The following is a 22626-nucleotide window of genomic DNA, read 5'->3' as shown; positions in this document are numbered from 1 at the left end:
CCTGGCCACCGGCTCCGGGGCGGTGGCGCGGGCGCGGGCGTTCACCCGGGCCGCCGTCTACAGCTTCGCCCGGCCCGGCGAGGTCGAGGTGGTGCTGGTGCCGTACGTGCCGGAGGCGGCCCGTCCCGGCGGCCGGCTGCCGGTGGCGGTGCTGCGCGAGCACGAGGTGGAGGAGGCCCGCCGCCGGGTCGAGGCCGACCTGGAACGCCGCCGTGCCCTGGGTACGGCGGTGCGGGCGGGCTGGGCCCGGTACAAGGCGGTGTCGATCAGGGCCCGGGTGGTGGTGCGCCGCGAGGAGGACGTGGACGCGGTACGCCGCCGCATCCACGACCGGCTGCACCAGACGCTCAGCCCGCTGCCCACGCCGCTGAACCCGGCCGGCTGGGCGTTCGGCGAGCCGCTGCGCGCCTCCAACGTGTACCGGATGCTGGAGCACGCCGAGCCGGGTGTGCGCTACGTCGAGTCGGTGCGGTTCGTGGTCGACGAGGCGCCGGACGCGCAGGTACGGACCGTGGCGGTGGACCAGTACCAGGCCGACACCTGGTACGCCGGCGGCGGCCCGGTGCTGTTCCGCTCCACCAACGCGGGCGCGGGCTGGGAACCGGCCGGCCGGTTCGACGACGAGACAGTGGTGCGGGTGGTGCCGGCGCCCGCCCCGGTCCGCCCCGGCGTGGTCCCCCGGGCCGGTTCGGTGGCGGTGGTGACGGCCCGCGCCGCCGGCGGCTCCCGGGTCCGGCTGAGCACCGACCTGGGTGAGACGTGGACGCTGCTGACCGACCTCGACTCCGGCGTCCGCGATCTGGCCTGGATCGACCGGGACGGCACCGGCGCGCTGCTGCTGGCCACCGACGCGGGCCTGTACGAGGTGCCGCTGCTACCCGGCGCGGTGCCGTTGCAGATCCTGGTCGACCCGGCCGACGCCGACCGCGGCTTCTACGCGGTGCGCGCGTTCGTCTCCGAGCGCGGCGCACCAGGGGTGGCGGTGGCCGCGCAGGCCGGATTCGGCGTCTACCTGTCGACATCTGCCGGACGGCCCGGCACGTTCGCCCACGTCGGCCTCGCCAACGTCGACAACCGGATCCTCGCCGTCCAGTACGACGGCCCCGGCCACGCTGCTGTGGTGCGGCGCGGGCGAGCCGGACCCGAAGAAGCCCGGCCAGGGCTGCCACCGCACCCGGCTGTTCGAGTCGGACGTGAAGTGGCAGTCGATGGCGTCCGGCTGGATCGGCGGCACCTGCCGCGACCTGGCGTTCAGCGGCCCGCTCGCGCTCGCCGCGACGCAGAGCGGCGGCGTGGTCCGCCTCGACACGCTCGCCGGGCAGCCGCAGTGGTCGCCCGTGATGGTCAACTGCGGCCTGCCGCTGCGGGACCGGACCCGGTTCGTCCCGGTCGACGCCATCGCCGCCACCGCGCCCACCGGCACCTCCGGCGCCGGGCGGCTGGTGCTCGCCGGCGGCGAGCGCGGCGTGTTCCGCAGCGGCGACGGCGAGGACTGGACGGCGAGCGCCAACCAGGCCACCGCCGACGTGGTCACCGTCCCCGGCACCTGGCTGCTCTGCTCCGGCGAGCACGACATCGAGGTGGTGCGGCAGGATGCGCCGAGCGGCGATTGAGCGGCTGCTGCCGGCCGCGTACCAGCGGGCCGCCGGCCCGGGCAGCGTGCTGGGCGCGCTGCTGGACGTGATGGAGGCGCTGCACGCCCCGGACGAGGCGGTGCTCGCCGACGTCGACGCGCTGTTCGGGCCGTACCGGACGCCGGACGGGTTCGTGGCGTACCTGACCCGCTGGGTGGCGATGGACCACGTGGTCGCCGCGCCCCGCGCCGACGCGCCGCTGCCGTTGCCGGCGGGCCGGCTGCGGGACCTGGTGGCGCACGGCGCGCTGCTGGCCCGGTGGCGCGGCACCCCGTACGGCATGCGGACCGCGCTGGAGCTGGCCACCGGCGTGACCGGGTTCGTGCTGGACGAACCGCCCGAGCGGCCGTTCCACCTGGTGGTGCGGGTGCCACCGGCCGCCGCCGACCGGCGCGCGCTGGTCACCCGCATCGTTCGAGGCCGAGAAACCGGCGGCGGTCACCGTCGAGGTCGTCACCGGGGACCCGCCCGACCCGGGCCCGCCGCCCACGCCCGAGCCGGACGACGCCGAGCCCGCCGCCGGGGTGGCGACGGTGCGCGCGGTCGGCCGGGCGCACGTACCCGCACCCCACGATCCGCCCGAGAGCCGTCATGACCACCGAATGACAGTCGTCGCCGCCGCCGAACAGTCACCCTGGACGCCGCACAGCGGTGAGCTGACGTTCACCGTGTCGAACCCAGGGCACCGCGCCGGACACCGTCGTCTTCGACGTCGCGCCCGGCGAAGGGCAGCCAGCGGGCCTGGTTCACCGTGGCCGAGCCGCAGCGGGTGGTGCCCGGGCAGGGCTCGGTGTCGTTCCTGGTACGCCTGGCCGTGCCGCCCGGCACGCCGCCCCGGCGCTACGACATGACCGGGTTCGCGTACTCGGCGAACACCGCGCCGGAGGAGAGTTCCCGCTCCAGCGGCCGGGTCACGTACGACGTGCGGGCCGTCGTACCCCCGAAGCGTGCGCCGTGGCCGTGGATCGCGGCCGCCGCGGCGCTGGTGCTGGTCGTGGCCGGGGTGGTGGCCTGGCTGGTGACCCGCGTACCGGACACCCCCGCGCCGCCGCAGGCCGACGCGGTGACCGTGGAGGCGGAGACGCTGGTCTCCGGCGCGACGGTGCAGTCCACCACCGGCGCGAAGGCGGACGTGGTGGCGCAAAAGAACTGCTGCGACGTGGTGTGGTCCGGCGACGCCCAGCTGTTCTTCCTGGGCCGGGGCGTCGGCGACCGGGTCACCGTGCAGGTAGACCTGCCGTCCGACGGCACCTGGCGGTTCTCCACCGTGCGGACCACGTCGTTCGACTACGCGAACACGATCTGGCTGGTCGACGGCCGGCAGGTCGGCGACACGTTCTTCGGGTTCACCCCGACGGTGGTCCGCACCGACGAGGTGGACGTGGGGACCCTGGAGCTGACCCGCGGCCCGCACAAGCTGACGCTCGTGGCGGTGAGCAAGACGCAGGGCACCGACAGGTACTTCGCGGGCGTGGACGAGATCCGCTTCACGCCCGTCGTCCGGCCATGACCACCAGGCAGAAGGTGCTGCTGGTGGCGGTGGCAGTGCTGCTGGTGGCGCTGTACGTGGTGGCGGTGGCCGGACGCCGCGACGACAGGGGCGACCCGGCGGCCGGGCCGGGCGCGCTGGCCCGGCTGGGGCGCGGGTCCGGGACGGTCGACCCGGCGACGGTGGCGCTGAGCTGCCTGCCGCCGGCCGCGGAACCGGCCACCACCGCCGACGGGGTGACGCTCACCTTCGGCACGGTGTGCCGGCTGCGGGTGGCCGACCCGGGCGCGCTGCGCACGCTGGTGCTGCGCGGCACGATGCCGTTCGAGGTGACAGCCCGCGCGCCGGGCGACGCGGACGTGACGGTCACCGACGAGGTCGCGCCCGACGCGGACGGCCCGGCGGTGGCGAAGGTGGCGGTGGACCGGGAGACCGAGGTGCTCCTGCGGTGTCCGGGAGGTGGTGGATGTTCGGTCACGCTGGCCCGGTCCTGACCCGGACGGAGACGCGGCATGGGTGAGTTGCGCAAGCCGTTCCTGCTGCTGGCGTTGCTCGCGGTGGCGCTCGTGGTCGGCGTGGAGCTGGGCGCGGCGGCGCTGACCGGCGGCGGCGACGCGAGCGGGGCGCTGCGGGACAGTGCCGGCCAGCTCGGCGTCGAGCTGGGCGACGTCGGCGCGGTGTCCGAGCCGTCCGGCCGGGGCATCGGCTACCTCGCGCTGATCGACGTGGTGGCGCTCTGGACGACCGGGCTGTTCTGCCTGAGCCTGGTGCTGCCCGACCGGGTGCAGGGCCGGGTGCAGGGCGCGGCCACGCTCGTCTTCTCGATCGTGCTGCTGCTGGTGTCGCTGGTCCTGCTGGTCGTCGCGTTCGTCGAGCTGACGGTGATGGTGTCGCTGTTCCTGGCGCCGCCGTTCGGCACGCTGGCGTACCTCGCGGTGTGGGGGTTCTTCCCGGTCGACGACGCGGCGGTGCTGCTCGGGCTGGCGCTGCTGCTCAAACTGGTCTGGGCCGGGCTGCTGCTCGCCGCCCAGCCCCGGTTCCTGCGCAACAAGGGCCTCGTCGCGCTGATGCTGACCACGCTGCTGTGCACAGTGGTGCTGCAGCTCCTGCACGGCCTGGTGCCGGTGATCCTGGTCAGCATCCTGGACGACCTGGGCGCCGTGGTGTTCGCGGTGGTGGCGCTGATCTGGGCGCTGGTGCTGCTGATCGGGTCGATCCCGGCGATCGTGAAGGCGATCCGGACCACCGCCACCACGTCCGGTCGTACCGTCAGGTGACCGCGCCGCCGGCCGCGAGCGTGGCCAGGCGCGGCAGCTGCTGCGGGTCGGTGAGCGCCGACCCGACCGCCACCACGCGCGCCCCGGCGGCGAGGAAGTCTTCCGCGTTGCCGGCGTCGACGCCGCCGGTGGCGACGAACCGGGCCTCCGGCAGCGGCCCGGCCACCGCCCGGAACCAGGCCGGGCCGAGGCTGACCGCCGGGAACGCCTTGAGCCACACCAGGCCGTGGTCGAGCGCCCGCTGCGCCTCGGTCGGGGTGGCCACGCCGGGCAGGTGCGGCACGCCGAGACCGGCCGCCGCGTCGGCCACCGCCAGGTCCAGGCCGGGCGCCACTGTGAACGCCGCCCCGGCGGCCACCGCGTCGTGGACCTGCGCCGGGGTACGCACGGTGCCCGCGCCGACGATCCGGTCCCGCCGCCGCCCTGCCGTCACCGCGGCGCGCAGCGCCGGCACCGCTTCCGGGGTACGGATGGGCACCTCCACCACGGCGATGCCGAGATCCCAGGCCAGTTCCGCCAGCCGGACCGTCTCGTCGACAGGCAGGTCGCGCAGGATCACCATCACCCGCGCGTCGCCGAACAGTGCCTCGAAGTCGTGCCCGCTCATCTCCCACTCCCTCCCCTGACCTGCGCGGTCCACATCGTCTCCGGCAGCGCCAGCGCCCGCGCGATCGTCTCCGGATCAGGCGGCGGCGCGGTGTCGCCCGGCACGACCAGCACCGGCGCGGCGGTCAGGTGCCCCAGCCGCAGACAGGCGCGCAGGTCCAGGCCGCGCAGCAGCCCGGACAGGAACCCGGCGGCGAACGCGTCACCCGCGCCGACCGGCTCCACCACGTCCACCGGCAGCGCCGGCACGAACACCGCCGGCCCGGTACGCGGCAGCGCCGTCGCGCCGACCGGCCCGTCCTTGACCACCACCAGTTCCGGGTCGGGCAGCAGGGCACGAACGTCGGCCGGATCGTCCGCAGCCCACAGTCCGGCCGCCTCGTCCAGCCCGACCAGCACCACGTCGGCGCGGTCGGCCAGGCCGCGCAGGACCGGCCCGGCCCGGTCGGCGGGCCAGAGCGCCGGGCGGTGGTTCACGTCGAAGCTCACCCGCGCGCCGGGCAGCGCCCGCCCGTCCAGCGCGGATACGAGCAGGTCACGGCAGGTGCCGGAGAGCGCCGCGGTGATGCCGGACAGGTGCAGCAGGCGTGCCCCGGCCAGCCCGGAACGCGTGAGGTCGGCGGCACCGAGGCGGCTCGCGGCCGACCCGGCACGGTGGTAGTGCACGCGGGTGCCGACCGGGGTCGGATCCTTCAGGTAGAGCCCGGTCGGCGCGTCCGGATCCACGATGACCAGGCTGACGTCCACGCCCGCGGCGGCGACCTCGGCCACCACCCGCCGCCCGAACGGGTCGTCGCCGACCCGGCTGACCCACGCCGCGCGGTGCCCGAGCCGGGCCAGTCCGGCCGCCACGTTCGACTCCGCGCCGCCCACGCCGACGGTCAGCCGCGCCGCGCGCTCCAGCGACCCGCCGTCATCGGGGGCGAGCACCACCATCGTCTCGCCCACGCAGACCACCTCCGGCCCGCCCGCCGGGCTCACGGCGTCACCCCCAGGCGGGCCGCCACGTCGTCCGGGTCGAGGAGGCCGTCGGCGACCAGCACCAAAAAACAGTTGTGCCGGGGCCGGCTGGCCGCGACCACCGCCGGGGTGTCGAACGCGTACGCGACGCAGACGCCCGGGTACATCGCGGTGCGCCGAACCACCTGTCACCCGGCCCCAGACCGGTGAACACCAGCGTGTACGCGCCACCGCCAAGCGCGGAGGCGGACAAAAAACAGCCAGGGCGCGGCCGAGCCGTTCACCGCCTCCTCGCCCACCGCCTCGGCGGTGCGCACCCGCGCTTCCCCGTCGGCCACGGCACGCCAGAAGAATCCGCCGTAGCCGGCGCCGCCCGGGCGGCCGTTCGTGGCCGGGCTGCCCAGGCGCACGTCGGCGCCGGTGGCGGAGGTGAGCGTGGCGGACAGGTCCAGCCACCAGGCGTCCTCCCCGGCCGGGGTGGCGGTGATCCGCCGGTGCTCGCGCAGCAGCACCCGGCCGTGCCGGTCCCGCCATTCCAGGTCGTGGTCGAGCCGGTCGGCGGTCCGCTCGCGCCAGCCGGTGTGCGCGATGACGCCGTGGTCGTCGCGCCAGGTGTAGCCGGTGCCGCGCACGTACGTCCGGCCGCCCCACAGGTTGACGCCGTCCACGTCCTGCACGGCCAGTGACGCGCCGAGGTGCCAGACGTGGTCGGCCGGGAGCGCGTCGGTGACCGGCGTGCCGGCCCGGGTCCGCACCGGATGCAGGTAGGGCCGGGGCCCGTGGCGCGGGTCCAGCTCCGGCCGGACCAGGTACCGGGCCACCTCGGCGCCGTCCACCACCAGCCGGGGTTCGGCGGTCACGTCGGGTCCGGGGCGGGGACCGGGCGGCGGGCGTCGAGCGCGTGCAGCGCCGCGAGGGCGTACCCGCCGAGGATCGGCACCGCGACCGGCGTGACCAGCACGCCCAGCAGCACCGCGAGGGCGCAGAATGCCGGAGGCGGCGGCCCGCACGCCGGGGCGCTGCGGGCAGGTGCGGGACCACCTCACGCGCCCGCCGTCCGCCAGCCCCCGGCCGCCGCTGCGCCCCAACCGCGACGGTGACCAGGCCCGCGTACCCGAGCAGGACCGCGACCACGACGGCGGTGAGCGCGAGCGCGGGCCCGCCGCCGGGAACCCGGCCGGTGGCGAGCGCGAGCAGGTCGGCGGCGAGCAGCGCGACGGCGGCCAGGGCGACGGCGCTGACCGCCAGCCCGGCGGGCAGCGCGCGGCCGAACCGGGCCAGGCTGGTCCGCGCGTCGGGCCAGGAACCGGTGACCGACCTGTCGTGCAGCGCGGCACTGGCAGTGGCGAGCGCCGGGGCGAGCGTGAGCACCGGCAGCGCGGCCAGCGCCACGGCGAAGCCGAGCAGCGCCAGATCGGTCGCCTCGCGCAGCGTGTCCCGCCAGTCGCCACGGGCAGGCACGGCGGTCATCCCTTCAGCCCGCTGGTGTTGATGCCCTCGACGAGCATCCGCTGGAAGGCCAGGAAGAACAGGAACACCGGCAGCAGCGACAGCACCGACATGGCGAACATCGGGCCGACGGCGCTCTGGCTTGTCGAGTCGATGAACAGCGTCAGCGCCACCGGGACCGTGTAGTCCTCCAGGCTGGACAGGAACACCAGTTGCCGGAAGAAGTCGTTCCAGGTCCAGATGAACGAGAAGATCGCGGTGGTGACCAGCGCCGGGCGGCTCAGCGGCAGGATGACGTGCCGGAACACGCCGTACGGGGACGCGCCGTCGATGGTGGCCGCCTCGTCCAGCTCGCGCGGGATGCCGCGCATGAACTGCACCATGAGGAAGACGAAGAACGCCTCGGTGGCCAGGAACTGCGGCACCAGCAGCGGCAGGTACGGCCAGTCGCCGCCGACCAGTCCGAGGCTGCGGAACAGGATGTACTGCGGCACGATCAGCACGTGCCCGGGCAGCAGCAGCGTGCCGATCATCACGGTGAACCACAGCTTGCGCAGCCGGAACCGCAGCCGGCCCAGGGCGTACGCGGCGAGCAGGCAGGACAGCGCGTTGCCGACGACGGTGAGCGCGCTGACCACTGCGCTGTTGAGGAAGAACCGGCCGAAGCTGATGTCGAAGTTGGTCCAGCCGTCGACGTAGTTGCCGGGGGTGAACACCTCCGGCAGCAGGCCGACGTTGTTGACGATCTCGGCCTGCGACTTGACCGACGTGCCGAGCATCCAGAACAGCGGGTAGAGCACCACCGCGACGATCGCCACGAGCACGACCAGCCGCAGGACGTTGCGGCCGCTGCCCGGCCGGCGGCGGGCGACAGGAAGCGCCGTCATGAGTCGTCTCCGTCCGAGTAGTGCACCCAGAACCGGCCGGTGCTGAAGAAGACGGCGGTGACCACGCCGATCGCCACCAGGAACACCCACGCCATCGCCGACGCGTAGCCCATCTCCAGGTCGGTGAAGCCGGAGATGTAGAGCTTCAGCGTGTACATCAGGGTGGAGTCGACCGGGCCGCCGGTGCCGTTGCTGAGCACGAACGCGGCGGTGAAGCCCTGGAAGCCGTTGATGGTCTCCAGCACCAGGTTGAAGAAGATCACCGGGGAGAGCATGGGCAGGGTGACCGCGCGGAAGCGCCGCCACGCCCCGGCGCCGTCCACCGCCGCCGCCTCGTACAGCTCGGTGGGCACCTGCTTGAGCCCGGCCAGGAAGATCACCATGGGCGCGCCGAACTGCCAGATGGCCAGCACCATCAGCGTCTCCAGCGCCCAGTCCGGGTCGCTGACCCAGGGCAGCCCCTCGACGCCGAACAGGGCGAGGAACGAGTTGAACGCGCCGTCCCGGTTGAACATGTTGACCCAGACGATGGCAGCGGACGCTGCCGCCGAGCAGCGACGGCAGGTAGAACAGGCTGCGGAACAGCCCGACGCCGCGCCAGGCCCGGTTGAGCAGCAGCGCCACGCCGAGCGCGGCGGCCAGCTTCAGCGGCACCGCGATCAGCGCGAACGTCAGCGTGACCCGCACCGCGTGCCAGTACGACGGGTCGGCGGTGAACATCCGCTCGTAGTTGGCCAGCCCCACCCACCGCACCTCGGACAGCGGCGTGAGGATGTCGTAGTCGGTGAAGCTCAGCCAGAGCGACAGCAGCATGGGGATCGCCGTGACGCCCATCAGTCCGATGAGCCAGGGCGAGAGGAAGACGTACCCCGCCAGGCCCTCGCCGAGCCGGGCCCGGCCGGCCCGACGCCGCGTGGGGCGAGGGCCGGCCGGTCCGGTGCGCGGGGTCCGGCCGGGCGCCGTGGTGACAGCCACGGGACCGGTCCTTTCGTGGGGTCAGGCGATCGCGGACTTGCAGGCGGTGACGAACTGCTCGGCCGCCTGAGCCGGGGTGGCGCGGCCGTACTGGGCGTTCTCGGCGGCCTTGACCAGCTCGGACTTGACCTTGCTGTGCCCCTTGATCGGCACCTGGGGCGAGGCGCCGAACTTCTGCGCCAGGTCGGACTCGACCTGGATGGACTGCTTCATGGCCGGGTCGGTGGCGGTCTCGCTGACCTTGGCGCGCAGATCCATGTTCGACGGCAGACCGCGGTCGGTGCCGAGCAGCGCCACCGCCTCCGGGTCGTTGTTCAGGAAGTTGATCACGTCGACGGCGACGTCCTTGTGCTTGCTGCCCTTGAACACCGACCAGTACATCGAGGCGCGCGCCCACTGCCCGCTCGGGTCACCCGGGTACGCGACCACGCCCAGCTCGTCCTTGGTGTTCTTCTTCAGGTCCGGCATCTGGTTGACCCACACCCAGGAGGTGGCCGACTTGCCGGTGACCACCAGCTGCTTGGTGATGTCGCTGGAGTTGCCCTCGTGGATGACGTCAGGCTTCGGGGTGGCGCCCCGGTCCCGCGCGCCCTTCCACAGCTCGAACCACTTCGTCACGTCCTCGGCGGTGAAGCCGAGCTCCTTGCCGTTGTACAGGTCCTTGCCCTGCTGGCGCAGCCACACCCAGAGCGCCTTGTAGTCTGCGCTCGGGTCCTGGGTGCCGGGCACCTTCGTCTTCTTCGCCACCTGCTCGGCCCAGGCGATGTGCTCCTCCCAGCTCATCCCGGTGGTCGGCTCGGGCAGCCCGTTCTTTTGCAGCAGCGTCTTGTTGTAGACCAGGCCCTGGGTGTTCTCCCCGGCGGCCACCCCGGCGAGCTTGCCGTCGACCACGCCGTACTCCAGCAGGCTCTTGGGGAACTTCGACACGTCGAGCTTGCCGGAGTCCTGGTAGCTGCCCAGGTCGAGCGTGGTGCTGCGGCCGGCGTACTCGGCCAGGTAGTTGTCGTCGATCTGGAACAGGTCCGGCGGGTTGCCGCCGGCGGTGAGCGTGGCGAGCTTGTCGAAGTAGCCCTGGTTGGCCTGCCAGGTCTTCTCGAACGTCACGTCGGGGTGCTTCTTGGTGTAGAGGGCCAGGGCGTCCTCGGTGAGCTTGGCCCGGGCCTCACCGCCCCACCAGAAGACGGAGAGTTTGACCGGGCCGCCGTCGCCGCCGGCGTCGTCGTCGCCGCAGCCGGCCGCGCCCAGGGCGAGGGGCACGGCGAGCGCGACGGCGGCCAGGCCGCGCACGAGTCGACGTCGGGTCAGAGGGGTACGGTGATGCCGCCCGGCGGGTGCGCCGGCGGTGGGGGACGTTGCGGGGTGCATCTGCGCTCACTCCTCGGCTGTGGGAGGCGACGACGTCACCGGCGGCCGTCCACGGGCCGCCCGGGTCCGCAGTGCTGTGCGGGCCCGGGCCACCTGCTCAGGCCCCGGTGCCGTCCCGGCCGGGCGCGGGGACGGGCCCGGTCGAGTCGCGGACGACCAGTTCGGTCTGGAGCATTACCTGTGCGGTGGTGCGACGGTCGCCGGCCGCCGCGCCCCGGCCCCGGGCGCCGCGTGGCGCGTCGGAGTCGAGTTGCAGCAGCATGTCGACGGCCGTCCGGCCGGCGGCCGCGGTCGGCGTGGCCACCGTCGTCAACTTGGGGCGGGTGAGCCGGCTCAGCGCGATGTCGTCGACGCCGACGACGCTCACGTCGTGCGGCACCCGCGTCCCGAGCGCGTCCAGCCCTTCGATCAGGCCGATCGCCATCAGGTCGTTGTAGGCCAGCACGGCGGTGACGCCGCTGCGGCGTACCTGTTCGGCCAGTGCGCCGCCGCCGGTCTCGGTGGGCTGGTTGGGTCCGAGGACGGTCAGCTCCGCTGAGCCGCTGCGGGCGGCGGCGGTAGCGGCGCGGCGCATCTCCCGGGCGGTCCACGAGCCGCGTGGGCCGCCGAGCAGCGCGATCCGGCGGTGGCCGAGCCCGAGCAGGTGCTCGATCGCGGCCCGGGCGCCCTGCCCGACGTCCATCATCACGCAGGGCAGGCCGGCGACCTGGCGGTTTATCACCACCACCGGGACCTCGCGGCTGACCTGCTCGATCAGGCTGTTGCTCATCCGGGGGCTGCACAGCAGCACGCCGTCGACCTGCTTGGCCAGCGCGTGGACCAGGTCCTCCTCGGCGACCGGGTCCTCGTTGGTGTCGGCGACGAACACGTGGTAGTCGCGGTGCCGGGCCTGCCCCTCCGCCGCCTTGATCAGCGGCGGGAAGAACGGGTTGGCGATGTCGGCCACGATCAGGCCGATGTTGTGCGTACGGCCGGTGATGAGGGCCCGGGCGGCCCGGTTGGGCCGGTAGCCGAGGTCCTCCGCGCAGGCCAGCACCCGGACCCGGGTCTCCGGGTTGACCAGGTGCGGGGCCGAGAACGTCCGGGACACGGTGGAGATGTGCACACCGGAGGCGCGGGCGACGTCCCGGATGGTGGCTGGCACGGCGGGCTCCCTCGTCCGATGTGGTGGGGGTCACGGGTGCCGCCCATTAATGCAAACGGTTGCGCCGGTGTCAACGGTCCATTGTTGCGGCTCGATTGCGGCGACGGTGCCGGTGGGCGCGCGAAACCTCATCAATGCGGATGGATAGGGCGGCTTGACCGCCATCCGTTGACGACGCATCCATCGTCGTGGTTTCTTCGGCTGCAAACCTTTGCAGCCGACTGCCGGGGAGGCCGACGTCATGTCACCACCGGCCCGGGAACGGGTCCGCCACGCCCTGGTCGGCGCCGGGGCGCGCGCCGAGATGTTCGTCCGCGCCCTGGCGCTCGACCACGCCGACACCGCCGAGCTGGTCGCGTTCGCCGACGTCAACCAGACGAGGATGGACGCGCACAACCGCTGGCTGGCCGAGCTGGGCCGGTCGCCGGTGCCCACGTACACGGCCGGCGACTTCACCGCGATGCTCGCCAAGGAGCGCGTCGACGTGGCGCTGGTGACCAGCGTGGACGCCACCCACGACGAGTACGTGACGGCGGCGCTGCGCGCCGGCTGCGACGTGATCGTCGAGAAGCCCATGACGGTCGACGCGGAACGGTGCCGCCGCATCCTGGACGCGGTCGCCGAGACCGGCCGGCGCGTCACAGTCGCGTTCAACTACCGCTACAACCCGCTGCACGAGCAGGTCCGGCGGCTGCTCGCCGACGGCGCGGTGGGCGAGATCGGGTCGGTGCACTTCGAGTGGCTGCTCGACGTGCGCCACGGCGCCGACTACTTCCGCCGCTGGCACCGCGACAAGTCCGTCTCCGGCGGGCTGCTGGTGCACAAGTCCGGCCACCACTTCGACCTGGTCAACTGGTGGCTGGACGCGCGCCCGGTCGAGGTGCACGCGTACGGCCGGTTGTTCTTCTACGGCGCCCACGGCCGCCGGCACGGCTACGCCCGCGACTACGACCGGGCGCACGGCTCCCCCGCCGCCGACGGCGACCCGTTCGCGCTGCGCCTGGCCGACCACCCGCGACTGCGCGAGCTGTACCTCGACGCCGAGGCCGAGGACGGCTACCACCGCGACCGCAACGTCTTCGCCCCCGGCGTGACCATCGAGGACGACCTCGCGGTGCTCGCCCGCTACGACACCGGCGCGACCATGACCTACCACCTGACCGCGTACGCCCCCTGGGAGGGCTACCGGGTGATGGTCAACGGCAGCCGGGGCCGCCTGGAGCTGGAGGTGACCGAGAGCGACCACGTCAGCCCGTCCGTCGCCGGTGCACTGAAGGGCGCGGCGCTGCACGGCGACGAGGCCGCCGTCGAGCGGGGCGCGGCCCGGCTCACGCTGCGCCCGTTCTGGGCGCCGCCGGTCCAGATCCCGGTCGAGGGCTGGACCCGGCGCGGGCACGGCGGCGCGGACACCCGGATGACCCGGGTGCTGCTCGGCGGCGAACCCGACCCGCTCGGCCGGGCCGCCACCGCCCGCGACGGCGCGCTCGCGCTGCTCACCGGCCTGGCCGCCAACCGCTCGCTGGAGACCGGCGCCCCCACCCGCGTCGCCGACCTGCTCACCCTGCCCTGACCGAGGAGCCCGCCCCCGTGCCGATCATCTCCCCCAGCGATCTGCTGCTGCCCGCCGAGCCCGGCCTGCGTGCCCTGGCCCGCGAGCTGTACGCGCTCGCCGCGCAGCAGCCGATCATCTCCCCGCACGGGCACGTCGACCCCGGGCTGCTGGCCGACGACCAGCCGTTCCCCGACCCGGCCCGGCTGCTCGTCGTACCCGACCACTACCTGACCCGGATGCTGCTCAGCCAGGGCGTACCCCCGGCCGACCTGGGCGTGCCCAGCGTCGACGGCAGCCCGGTGGAGACCGACGGGCGGACCATCTGGCGGCGCTTCGCCGCGCACTGGCACCTGTTCCGCGGCACCCCGTCCCGGCTGTGGCTGGAGCAGACGTTCCGCAACGTGTTCGACGTCGACACGCCACTGAGCCCGGCCACCGCCGACACCGTCTACGACGCGCTCGCCGCGCGCCTGGCCGAACCGGGATTCCGGCCCCGGGCGCTGTTCGAGCGCTTCGGCATCGAGGTGCTCGCCACCACCGAGTCGCCGCTGGACGACCTCGGCCGGCACGCCAAGCTCGCCGCCGACGGCTGGGGCGGGCCGGGCGGGCGGGTGGTCACCACGTTCCGCCCCGACGACGTGGTGGACATGGAGTTCGGCAACTGGGCGGCAAACGTGGACCGGCTCGCCGAGGTCTCCGGCGAGGACACCGGCACGTACGCCGGATACCTGGCCGCGCTGCGGGCCCGGCGGGAGGCGTTCGCCGCCGCCGGGGCCACCTCGTCCGACCACGGGCACCCGACCGCCCGTACCCTCGATCTCAGTCCGGCGCAGGCCGCGGCCCTGTTCGACAGGGGCCGGCGCGGCCTGGCCGACACGGGCGACGCGGAGGCGTTCCGGGCGCACATGCTGCTGGAGTTCGCCCGGATGTCGCTCGACGACGGCCTGGTCATGCAGCTGCACCCCGGTGCGGTGCGCAACCACAACCGGTGGCTGCACGCCCGGCACGGCCGCGACGTGGGCGGGGACGTGCCGCAGGCCACCGAGTACGTGCACGCCCTCGCCCCGCTGCTGGACGCGCACGGCAACGACCCGCGGCTCACAGTGGTGCTCTACACGCTCGACGAGGACACGTTCACCAGGGAACTCGCCCCCCTGGCCGGCGGCTACGCGGCGCTGCGCCTCGGCGCGCCCTGGTGGTTCCTGGACTCCCCCGAGGTGCTGCGCCGGTTCCGCGAGGCGGTCACCGAGACGGCCGGCTTCTACAACACCGCCGGGTTCGTCGACGACACCCGCGCGTTCTGCTCCATCCCGGTACGCCACGACGTGGCCCGCCGGGTCGACGCCGGATTCCTCGCCCGCCTCGTCGCCGAGCACCGGATGACCGCTGACGAGGCCGCCGAGACGATCGTCGACCTGGCGTACCGGCTGCCGAAGCAGGTCTTCAAGTTCGGAGGTGGGCCGTCATGACCACAATCGTCGACGTCGAGGTGCACGACGTGCGCTTCCCCACCGCCGCCAGCGGCGACGGCTCGGACGCGATAAACCGGGGCGACTACTCGGCCACGTACGTGGAGCTGACCACCGACGGCGGGCCGACCGGCACCGGGTTCACGTTCACCAACGGCCGGGGCAACGAGATCACCTGCGCGGCGGTCCGCGCGCTCGCCCACCACGTACGCGGACGCACCGTCGCCGAGATCGCCGCCGAACCCGTCGCGTTCTGGCGCTCCCTGGCCGCCGACGTGCAGTTGCGCTGGCTGGGCCCGGAGAAGGGCGTGATCCACATGGCCACCGGCGCGCTCGTCAACGCGGTCTGGGACCTGCGCGCCAAGCTCGCCGGCAAGCCGATGTGGCGCCTCCTCGCCGAGATGCCCACCGACGAGCTGGTGGCGACTGTCGACTTCCACCACATCACCGACGCGCTCACCCCGGACGAGGCGGCGGCCATCCTCGACAAGGGACGCGACGGCCTGGCCGACCGGCTCGCCGGGCTGGAACGCGACGGGTTCCCCTCGTACACCACGTCGGTGGGCTGGCTCGGCTACCCGGACGAGCAGGTGCGCGCGCTGACCCGCGACGCGTACGCCGCCGGGTGGCGCGCGATGAAGATGAAGGTCGGCGGGCGGATCGAGGACGACCTGCGGCGGGCCCGGATCATCAGGGCCGAGATCGGCCCGGACGCGCTGCTGATGATGGACGCCAACCAGGTGTGGGACGTGGACGAGGCGATCGCCGCGATGGGCGTGCTCGCCGAGGTCGACCCGTACTGGATCGAGGAGCCCACGCACGCCGACGACGTGCTCGGCCACGCCCGGATCGCCCGCGCGGTCACCGAGCTGACCGGCGGACGCTGCCGGGTCGCCACCGGCGAGGTCGCCGCCAACAAGGTCATCTTCAAGCAGCTGCTCCAGGCCGAGGCGATCGGCGTGATGCAGATCGACGCCTGCCGCGTCGGCGGCGTGGACGAGGTGCTCGCCGAGCTGCTGCTGGCGGCGAAGTTCGGCGTGCCGGTCTGCCCGCACGCCGGCGGCGTGGGCCTGTGCGAGTACGTGCAGCACCTCGCGATCTTCGACCACCTGCGCGTCGGCACCAGCCTGGACGGCCGCATGGTCGAGTACGTCGACCACCTGCACGAGCACTTCACCGACCCGGTCCGCACCCGGGGCGGGCGCTACCTGCTGCCCACCGTGCCCGGCTACAGCTCCACCATGCGTCCGGAGTCGATCGCGCGGTTCCGCTTCCCGGACGGCCCGGCATGGCGCTGACCCCCGACCGGCTCGGCCTGGCCACGCTGCGCCATCTGCCGCCGGAGTCCCGGCCGCTGCTGCGCCCCGGCACCGTGCCGGCCGGCATCGTCCACCTCGGCATCGGCGCGTTCCACCGCGCCCACCAGGCCGTGCACACCGAGGCGGCGGTCGGCGCGGCCGGCGGCGACTGGGGCATCATCGGCGTCGCGCCGCGCAGCACCGACGTGGTCGACGCCCTGGCCGCGCAGGACTGCCTGTTCAGCGTCACCACGCTCGCCCCCGACGCCGCGGCCACCCGGGTGGTCGGCGCGCTCGCCGGGGTACGGCACGCCGCGAGTGACCCGGACGCGGTGGTCGGCCTGCTCGCCGACCCGGCGATCCGGGTGGTCACGCTGACGGTGACCGAGAAGGCGTACCGGCTGGACCCGGTGACCGCAGCGCTCACAGTGGACGCGGACCTGACCGCCGACCTCACCACCGGCCGTCCCCCGCGTACCGTGCCCGGTCTGCTGGTGCGCGGGCTGCTCGCCCGCGCCGCCGCCGACGCCGGGCCGATCGCGCTGGTGAGCTGCGACAACCTGCCCGCCAACGGACGCCGTCTGCGCGGGCTGGTGGAGCAGTGCCTCGCGCTGGCCCGGGTGCCGGACGCGAGCGCCGAACGGGTGCTCACCGCCGTCACCTGCCCCGGCACCATGGTCGACCGGATCGTGCCGGCCGCCACCGACGAGACCCGGGACACCGCGCGCCGGGCGCTGGGCGTGACCGACCTGGCGGCGATCGCCGCCGAACCGTGGTCGCAGTGGGTGATCGAGGACGACTTCCCCGGCGGCCGACCGGCCTGGGAGCGGTCCGGCGCGGTGCTCACCGACGACGCCGGCCCGTGGGAGCGGCTGAAACTGCGGGCGCTCAACGGCGTGCACTCGGCCACCGCGTACCTGGGCGCGCTCGCCGGCGCGGAGACGGTGGCCGAGGCGCTGACGCTGCCGCACCTGGAGGCGGTGCTGCGGCGGCTGGTCGCCGAGGACATCACGCCGAGCTTCACCCCGCCGGCCGGCGTCGACGTGACCGCCTACGGCGAGCAGGTGCTCGCCCGCTTCGCCAACCCCGCGATCCGGTACCGGACGACGCAGGTCGCCATGGACGGCTCGCAGAAGCTGCCGCAGCGGGTGCTGCACACCGTCACCGACCTGCGGGCGGCCGGCCGGTCGGCGCGGTGGAGCGCGCTCGTGGTGGCCGCCTGGCTGCGGTTCCTGCTCGGGTACGCCGACGACGGCCGGCCGCTGCCGCTGGACGACCCGCTCGCCGACCGGCTGCGCGCCGCCCTCGCCGCCGGAGCGCACACCCCGGCCGGGGTGGTGGACGCGGTCTTCGCGCTGCGCGAGGTGTTCCCGCCGGACCTGGCCGCCGACGACGAGTTCCGCGCCGACGTGACCGGCTGGCTCACCGCGCTGGAACGCCACGGCGTCCGGGCCACGCTGGCGGACGCCCGGTGACCGGGAGCACGCCGGGCGGCGCCCGGTGAGCGCCGGCGGGCCGCCACGGGTGGCGTTGATCGGGGCGAACGGGCACGGCCGCTGGCACCGCCGGACCATCGCGGAACTGCACGCGGCCGGGCGGGCGCAACTGGTCGCGCTGGTCGACGTGCGGCCGCTGGATGCCGAACCGGACGCGCCGGTCCCGCCGGAGGCGGCCGTTTTCACCGACCACCGGGCCATGCTCGCCGAGTCCCGGCCCGACGTGGTGGTGATCTGCACGCCGCCGCACACCCACCTGCCGATCGCGCTCGACGCGCTCGCCGCCGGGGCGGACCTGCTGCTGGAGAAGCCGCCGGTGCTCGACCTCGCCGAACACCTGACGCTCACCGCCGCCGCGGACGCCGCCGGCCGGGCCGTGCAGGTCAACTTCCAGGCGCTCGGCTCGGCCGCGCTGACCGAACTGACCGGCGCGCTCGGGCGGCTCGGCCCGCTCACCGGCATCGCCACACTCGCCGCCTGGCAACGCCCGGACGCCTACTACGCCCGCTCCCCGTGGGCCGGGCGACGAACCGTCGACGGCCGCCCGGCGCTGGACGGAGCGCTCGCCAACCCGCTCGCCCACGCGCTCATGCAGTGCCTCGCCGTCGCAGAATCGGTCACCGGCGCACCCGTCCGCCCCGCCCGGATCGCCGTGGAGCGCTACCGGGTGCGCCCGATCGAGGTGGACGACACCACAGTGCTGCGACTGACCCCGCACGCCGGGCCGCCCGTGCTGGCCGCGCTCACCCTCGCCGCCGAGGAACACGTACCCGGGGAGGTGCTGGTCACCGGCGAGCGGGGCCGGGCGGTGCTGGAGTACCCCACCGACCGGCTGCGGCTACCCGGCGACGACACGCCACGCCCGGTGCCCGGCCGCCGCGGGCTGCTGGCGAACCTGCTCGACCACCGCGCGGACGGCACGCCGCTGATCGCGCCGCTGGCGCGTACCGAACCGTTCACCGCGGTGCTGGACGCGCTGCGGGACGCGCCCGTTCCGACGCTGCTCGACGGGGACCTGGTGCGCGTGGCGGGCGACGGCCCGCAGCGGGTGCGGATGGTGCGGGGCGTCGGCGCGGTGCTGCGGACCGCCGCGCAGACCGGCGCGCTGCCGTCCGAGGCGGGCGTGCCGTGGGCGGTCACGCCGTACGTGGTGGACCTGCCCGCGCAGTGAATGTCCCTCCAGGAGAACGGAACGAGTCATGCGTACCCGAACCGCAGTCGTCGCGGCGCTGACCGCCGCGCTCGTCCTCACCACCGCCGCGCCCGCGCCGGCCGCACCTGGTGAGCCGTCCCGGGCCGCCGAGCTGATCGGCCGCCAGGCCCTCGCCGCGAACGACGGCTGGGCCGCCGCCGGCACCGGCACCACCGGCGGGTCGGCCGCCACGCCGGAGCGGGTGCGCGTCGTGCGTACCCGGGCCGAACTGGTCGCCGCGCTCGGCGGCGACAACGCCACGAACGCCACCGACGCCACCTCCAAGATTGTGTACGTGGCCGGAACCGTCGACGGTTTCGAGGGTCCGGACGGCACGCCGCTGGACTGCGCCGACCTGGCCGATCCGGAGTATTCGCTGCCCGCCTACCTGGCCGCGTACGACCCGGCGACCTGGGGGCGGACGAACCCGAGCGGGCCGCTGGAGGCCGCCCGGGTGCGGTCGGTGGCCGCCCAGACCCGGCAGACCCAGATCAACGTCGGCTCCAACACCACGATCATCGGCCTGCGCGGCGCCCGGCTCACCGGCCTGACGCTGATGATCGACCGGGTCGACAACGTGATCGTGCGCAACATCGAATTCGTCGACGCCCGGGACTGCTTCCCCGCCTGGTCCCCCACCGACGGCGACACCGGCAACTGGAACTCCCAGTACGACCAGATCTCCGTACGGCGCAGCGAACACGTCTGGATCGACCACAACACGTTCACCGACGGCGACAACCCGGACAGCACGCAGCCCGTCTACTTCGGCCGGCCCTGGCAGGTGCACGACGGCTCGCTGGACGTCACGCACACCGCCAGCCTGGTCACCGTCTCCTGGAACCGGTTCACCGGCCGGGACAAGGTGATGCTGATCGGCTCGTCCAACACCGTCGGGCCGGACGTGGGCAGGCTCAACGTCACCGTGCGGCACAACCTGTTCGACGGCACGCTGCAACGGCTGCCCCGGGTACGGTTCGGCCAGGTCGACGTGCACGAGAACCACTACCGGCTCGGCGGACCCGGCTTCGAGTACGCCCTCGGCGTCGGCGTGCAGTCCGCGCTGTACGCGGAGAACAACTTCTTCACGCTCACCGGCGACGCCGGCCCCGCAGACCTGCTGTACGACTGGGGCGGCACCGCGCTCACCGAGCGCGGCAGCTGGGTGCGCCAGGGCGACCGCCTGCCCCGGCCGGTGAGCCTGCTCGCCGCGTACAACGCCGTCCACGACCCGGACCTCGGCGGCGACGCCGGATGGACGCCGACGCTGCGCGCCGCCCGGCCGATGCCGGCCCCGCTGGTCCCGCTCGTCGTCGACGCCTTCGCCGGTACCGGGCGGCTGCCGCTCTGACCTGCGCCTGAGCCCGCACGCGTACCGCCTCGACGCCGCCGGCGTGACCGTCCGCTCATCCCGCGCCGGCGTCCCCTCCGGGGGGCGCCGGCCCGCCGCCGTTGCCGCCCTGCCGGGCCGCCGGCTGACACGCCGCCCCCGATGCGCAATGATCACGTTTGACGGACAGCGCCGCCGGGGGAATGAATCGGCGGTCACCGGGGACAACAGGGTGAGAATCGGGCGGTGACAGCGCGAGTGGGCGCCCAGGTCCGGGGACGGGCACGGGACGGAGGGCCGGACGTGACGGGTGGGACATCCGCGGACGTCGGCCCGGTCCTCACCATCGAGCTGCCGGCCGACCCGGGCCGGCTCGCCGCCACCCGCGAGCGGCTACGCGGCTGGCTGCACGCCCGGGGCGTCAGCGAGTGGGACGTCGAAACCGTCCTCATCGCCACCGGTGAGGCGTGCGCAAACGCCATCGAGCACGGGTACCGCTTCGCACCGGAGGGGATCACCACGCTGCGGGCCGAGCTGCGCGGCGACCGGTTGGAGATCGAGGTACGCGACCAGGGCGGCTGGCGGCCAGCCGACGGCGACGAGAGCGGCGACAGGGGACGCGGGCGGCTGATCATGGCGCGGGTGATGGACGAGGCCACCATCGTCGGCACGCCGGAGGGCACCTGCGTACGCCTGGTCAAGCGCCTGACCGACGACGTGAGCGGCCCGGCGGGCACCGGATCTAGCGAAGATCAGCTATAAGGGACGCATGGAGTTCCCCGCGTACCTCGCCACCATGCCGATGCACGCGATCACCGAGATCCACGGTGAGCCCGGCCTGCTGGCCCGGTTCCGGCTGGAGATCGAGGCGTTCGACGAGACCGCCCGCGACCGGCTGACCGAGGCGCTCGACCTGGCCGCCGACCTGCACCGCGACGACCGGCGGGTACGCGAGCCGTACCTCAACCACCTGCTGCGGGTGTCGATCCGGCTGATGCACCACTACCAGGTGCGGGACGTGGACGTGATCGTCGCCGGGCTGCTGCACGACGCGGTCGAGGACCACCCCGCCGAGCTGGCCGGGCTCGACCCTTCGGCCACCGGGCCCGACGTGACCTCGGCGGCGCTCGCCGCGCTGTCCGGCCGGTTCGGGTCGCGGGTCGCCCGGCTGGTCGCGGCGGTCACCAACCCCGAGTACGACCCGGGGCGGGACCGCGACGAGCAGTACCGGGAGCACGTGGCGGCCAGCCTGGAACGGGAGCCCTGGGCCCGGGTGATCAAGGTGTCCGACTTCACCGACAACGGCGTGGGTGTGATCCACACGGTCGGGCCGAAGGTGGCCCGCGCCGCCGCGAAGTACCGCCCGCTGGTGCCGGTCTTCCGCGACCTGGTCACCCGCCCGGACACACCGCTGTCGCCACCGGTCAAGGAGCACATCCTCGCCCAGCTGGACCTGGCCGAGGAGCGCTTCAGCGCCATCCTCGACCACCCCACCTGACCCCCACCCGCCCTCGCGGCGTTGATCAAGGAGTTTGGGTCGCTCCGGCGGCCTGATTCGGACACAAACTCCTTGATCACCGCCCCGGTCGGCAGGCCGGGTGAGGGTGACGGGTGCCGGGTGGTGGGATCAGCCGGTGGCGGGTGGGCCGGCGAGCCGTCCGCCGAGCACGGCGGCGACGCGGTCGCGCAGGGCGGGCAGCCGGTCCGGGTGGTCGTGCAGCACCACCCGCAGCGTCTCGTGGCCACCGGCGGCGACCGCGCCGAGCACGTCGAGCAGCGTGCCGAGCTGCGCGGGCGGCTCGTCGGCGAGCAGGTACGCCGCGTCGGTCACGACCACTGTCAGCGGACCGGCGTCGAGGCGGTCGGCGAGCGCGTCGGCCAGGGCGTCCCAGTTACGGCCGTACCAGTCGGGCAGGTCCAGCGCACCGGCCAGCGCCCCGTGCAGCCCGGCCCGGGTGCGGCCGGCCACGCCGGAGACCGGCACACCGTCCGGCTCGGACGGCGCAAAGTCGTACCCGAGCCAGGCCGGCAACCGCGTACCCATGATCCGTCCTTTCCCGACGGCGCCGGCCGGGCGTCGCGAGCCCGGCCGGCGTCGAGGCTGCTCAGAGCCGGTAGAAGTTGGCGTAGTGGTCGGGTGAGAACCAGGTCGCCCCGGTGCTCTTGTTGACCACGATCCGGTACGCGTCCCGGGAGGCGTTGCAGGCGCGCGGGTAGACGTCGTACTCGTAGTAGGTGGCGCCGGAGGGCAGCTGTTCCTCGTAGTTGTAGAACCGGCCGCCGGCGAAGTTGCACTGGCCGCCGCTCCACGAGTACCAGCCGCGGCTGGTCGGGAAGCTCTTCGCGGACCAGCCGGACCGCGCGGTGCGCGCGTCGGCGCAGCGGGACTGGGTGCAGGAGCCGTAGACGGCGGCAGCGGCCGGTTCGGCGAGCCGGGTGGAGACAGTGGCGGGGGCAACGAGCGCGGCGGCGGCCACGGCGGCGACCAGGGCGGACGCGGCGA

At 74.2% G+C, this 22626-nt stretch carries 21 protein-coding genes and 2 pseudogenes; 13 read left to right on the top strand and 10 right to left on the bottom strand.

Annotated elements, in window-relative coordinates; genetic code table 11:
• The 5 genes and pseudogenes from MCBG_RS02535 to MCBG_RS02515 all read left to right on the top strand — a co-directional run.
• Window positions 1-1684, top strand: a pseudogene (locus MCBG_RS02535) (hypothetical protein); the annotation flags it as partial.
• Window positions 1594-2229 carry a phage tail protein gene (locus MCBG_RS02530; protein ID WP_223201019.1) on the top strand — a complete coding sequence of 212 codons (636 nt, stop codon included), beginning with the start codon at window positions 1594-1596 and terminating at the stop codon, window positions 2227-2229. The pseudogene MCBG_RS02535 and the gene MCBG_RS02530, both read left to right, overlap by 91 nt.
• 156 nt (window positions 2230-2385) lie before the next feature.
• Window positions 2386-3144 carry a carbohydrate-binding protein gene (locus MCBG_RS02525; protein ID WP_223201018.1) on the top strand — a complete coding sequence of 253 codons (759 nt, stop codon included), beginning with the start codon at window positions 2386-2388 and terminating at the stop codon, window positions 3142-3144.
• Window positions 3141-3617 carry a hypothetical protein gene (locus MCBG_RS02520; RefSeq protein ID WP_043323568.1) on the top strand — a complete coding sequence of 159 codons (477 nt, stop codon included), beginning with the start codon at window positions 3141-3143 and terminating at the stop codon, window positions 3615-3617. The genes MCBG_RS02525 and MCBG_RS02520 overlap by 4 nt, the downstream gene beginning before the upstream one ends.
• An 18-nt stretch (window positions 3618-3635) precedes the next feature.
• Entirely contained in the window at window positions 3636-4400 is a 765-nt protein-coding gene (locus tag MCBG_RS02515; protein ID WP_043323566.1) for a hypothetical protein, read from the top strand.
• On the opposite strand, the gene MCBG_RS02510 is transcribed toward MCBG_RS02515, so the two are convergent.
• The 8 genes and pseudogenes from MCBG_RS02510 to MCBG_RS02475 all read right to left on the bottom strand — a co-directional run bounded on the left by MCBG_RS02510 (window position 4393) and on the right by MCBG_RS02475 (window position 11786).
• On the bottom strand, window positions 4393-5007 hold the full coding sequence (locus MCBG_RS02510; protein ID WP_043323565.1) for a bifunctional 4-hydroxy-2-oxoglutarate aldolase/2-dehydro-3-deoxy-phosphogluconate aldolase: 615 nt from the start codon (window positions 5005-5007) through the stop codon (window positions 4393-4395). The two genes, MCBG_RS02515 and MCBG_RS02510, sit on opposite strands and share 8 nt — an antisense overlap.
• On the bottom strand, window positions 5004-5954 hold the full coding sequence (locus MCBG_RS02505; RefSeq protein WP_223201017.1) for a sugar kinase: 951 nt from the start codon (window positions 5952-5954) through the stop codon (window positions 5004-5006). The genes MCBG_RS02510 and MCBG_RS02505 overlap by 4 nt, the downstream gene beginning before the upstream one ends.
• A 29-nt stretch (window positions 5955-5983) precedes the next feature.
• Window positions 5984-6151 carry a hypothetical protein gene (locus tag MCBG_RS33550; RefSeq protein ID WP_223201016.1) on the bottom strand — a complete coding sequence of 56 codons (168 nt, stop codon included), beginning with the start codon at window positions 6149-6151 and terminating at the stop codon, window positions 5984-5986.
• Window positions 6152-6154: 3 nt separating this feature from the next.
• The gene (locus MCBG_RS02500) at window positions 6155-6826 is read right to left on the bottom strand and encodes a DUF6807 family protein (protein ID WP_223201015.1); all 672 of its coding nucleotides are present in this window, start codon (window positions 6824-6826) and stop codon (window positions 6155-6157) included.
• Between the two features lie 606 nt (window positions 6827-7432).
• Window positions 7433-8302: a carbohydrate ABC transporter permease gene (locus tag MCBG_RS02490; protein ID WP_043323561.1), complete on the bottom strand. Its 870-nt coding sequence runs from the start codon at window positions 8300-8302 to the stop codon at window positions 7433-7435.
• Window positions 8299-9277: pseudogene (locus MCBG_RS02485) on the bottom strand (carbohydrate ABC transporter permease). Before MCBG_RS02485 ends, MCBG_RS02490 begins: the two are co-directional and overlap by 4 nt.
• Window positions 9278-9298: 21 nt before the next feature.
• On the bottom strand, window positions 9299-10642 hold the full coding sequence (locus MCBG_RS02480) for an ABC transporter substrate-binding protein (protein ID WP_043323559.1): 1344 nt from the start codon (window positions 10640-10642) through the stop codon (window positions 9299-9301).
• A gap of 97 nt (window positions 10643-10739) precedes the next feature.
• A complete protein-coding gene (locus MCBG_RS02475) occupies window positions 10740-11786 on the bottom strand; it encodes a LacI family DNA-binding transcriptional regulator (RefSeq protein ID WP_043323558.1) in 1047 nt (348 codons plus the stop codon).
• A 241-nt stretch (window positions 11787-12027) separates the two neighbouring features.
• Here MCBG_RS02475 and MCBG_RS02470 point away from each other — a divergent pair, with 241 nt between their 5' ends.
• The 8 genes from MCBG_RS02470 to MCBG_RS02435 all read left to right on the top strand — a co-directional run bounded on the left by MCBG_RS02470 (window position 12028) and on the right by MCBG_RS02435 (window position 21621).
• Window positions 12028-13356, top strand: a complete 1329-nt coding sequence (locus MCBG_RS02470) for a Gfo/Idh/MocA family protein (RefSeq protein ID WP_043323555.1) — start codon at window positions 12028-12030, stop codon at window positions 13354-13356.
• Window positions 13357-13373: 17 nt separating this feature from the next.
• Window positions 13374-14807, top strand: coding sequence for a glucuronate isomerase (gene uxaC, locus MCBG_RS02465; RefSeq protein ID WP_043323553.1), 1434 nt, complete (start codon window positions 13374-13376; stop codon window positions 14805-14807).
• Window positions 14804-16105, top strand: coding sequence for an enolase C-terminal domain-like protein (locus MCBG_RS02460; RefSeq protein WP_043323551.1), 1302 nt, complete (start codon window positions 14804-14806; stop codon window positions 16103-16105). The genes uxaC and MCBG_RS02460 overlap by 4 nt, the downstream gene beginning before the upstream one ends.
• Window positions 16096-17580 (top strand): mannitol dehydrogenase family protein, encoded by a 1485-nt coding sequence (locus MCBG_RS02455; protein WP_043323550.1) that lies wholly within the window; start codon window positions 16096-16098, stop codon window positions 17578-17580. The genes MCBG_RS02460 and MCBG_RS02455 overlap by 10 nt, the downstream gene beginning before the upstream one ends.
• A gap of 25 nt (window positions 17581-17605) precedes the next feature.
• Window positions 17606-18772 (top strand): Gfo/Idh/MocA family protein, encoded by a 1167-nt coding sequence (locus MCBG_RS02450; RefSeq protein WP_043323548.1) that lies wholly within the window; start codon window positions 17606-17608, stop codon window positions 18770-18772.
• A 28-nt stretch (window positions 18773-18800) separates the two neighbouring features.
• Entirely contained in the window at window positions 18801-20144 is a 1344-nt protein-coding gene (locus MCBG_RS02445) for a pectate lyase family protein (protein ID WP_043323545.1), read from the top strand.
• Between the two features lie 282 nt (window positions 20145-20426).
• Window positions 20427-20885 carry an ATP-binding protein gene (locus MCBG_RS02440; protein ID WP_043323543.1) on the top strand — a complete coding sequence of 153 codons (459 nt, stop codon included), beginning with the start codon at window positions 20427-20429 and terminating at the stop codon, window positions 20883-20885.
• A gap of 7 nt (window positions 20886-20892) precedes the next feature.
• Window positions 20893-21621, top strand: a complete 729-nt coding sequence (locus tag MCBG_RS02435; protein WP_043323541.1) for an HD domain-containing protein — start codon at window positions 20893-20895, stop codon at window positions 21619-21621.
• 129 nt (window positions 21622-21750) lie between these two features.
• On the opposite strand, the gene MCBG_RS02430 is transcribed toward MCBG_RS02435, so the two are convergent.
• The gene (locus MCBG_RS02430; RefSeq protein WP_043323540.1) at window positions 21751-22167 is read right to left on the bottom strand and encodes a barstar family protein; all 417 of its coding nucleotides are present in this window, start codon (window positions 22165-22167) and stop codon (window positions 21751-21753) included.
• A gap of 61 nt (window positions 22168-22228) precedes the next feature.
• Window positions 22229-22626, bottom strand: a 398-nt coding sequence (locus MCBG_RS02425) for a ribonuclease domain-containing protein (protein ID WP_043323538.1), incomplete at its 5' end; no start/stop codon positions are given.

Source organism: Micromonospora sp. M42, assembly GCF_000568915.1.
In the GTDB taxonomy this organism is placed as follows: Bacteria; Actinomycetota; Actinomycetes; order Mycobacteriales; family Micromonosporaceae; genus Micromonospora; species Micromonospora chalcea.
This window is presented reverse-complemented; position numbering and strand designations above follow the sequence as displayed.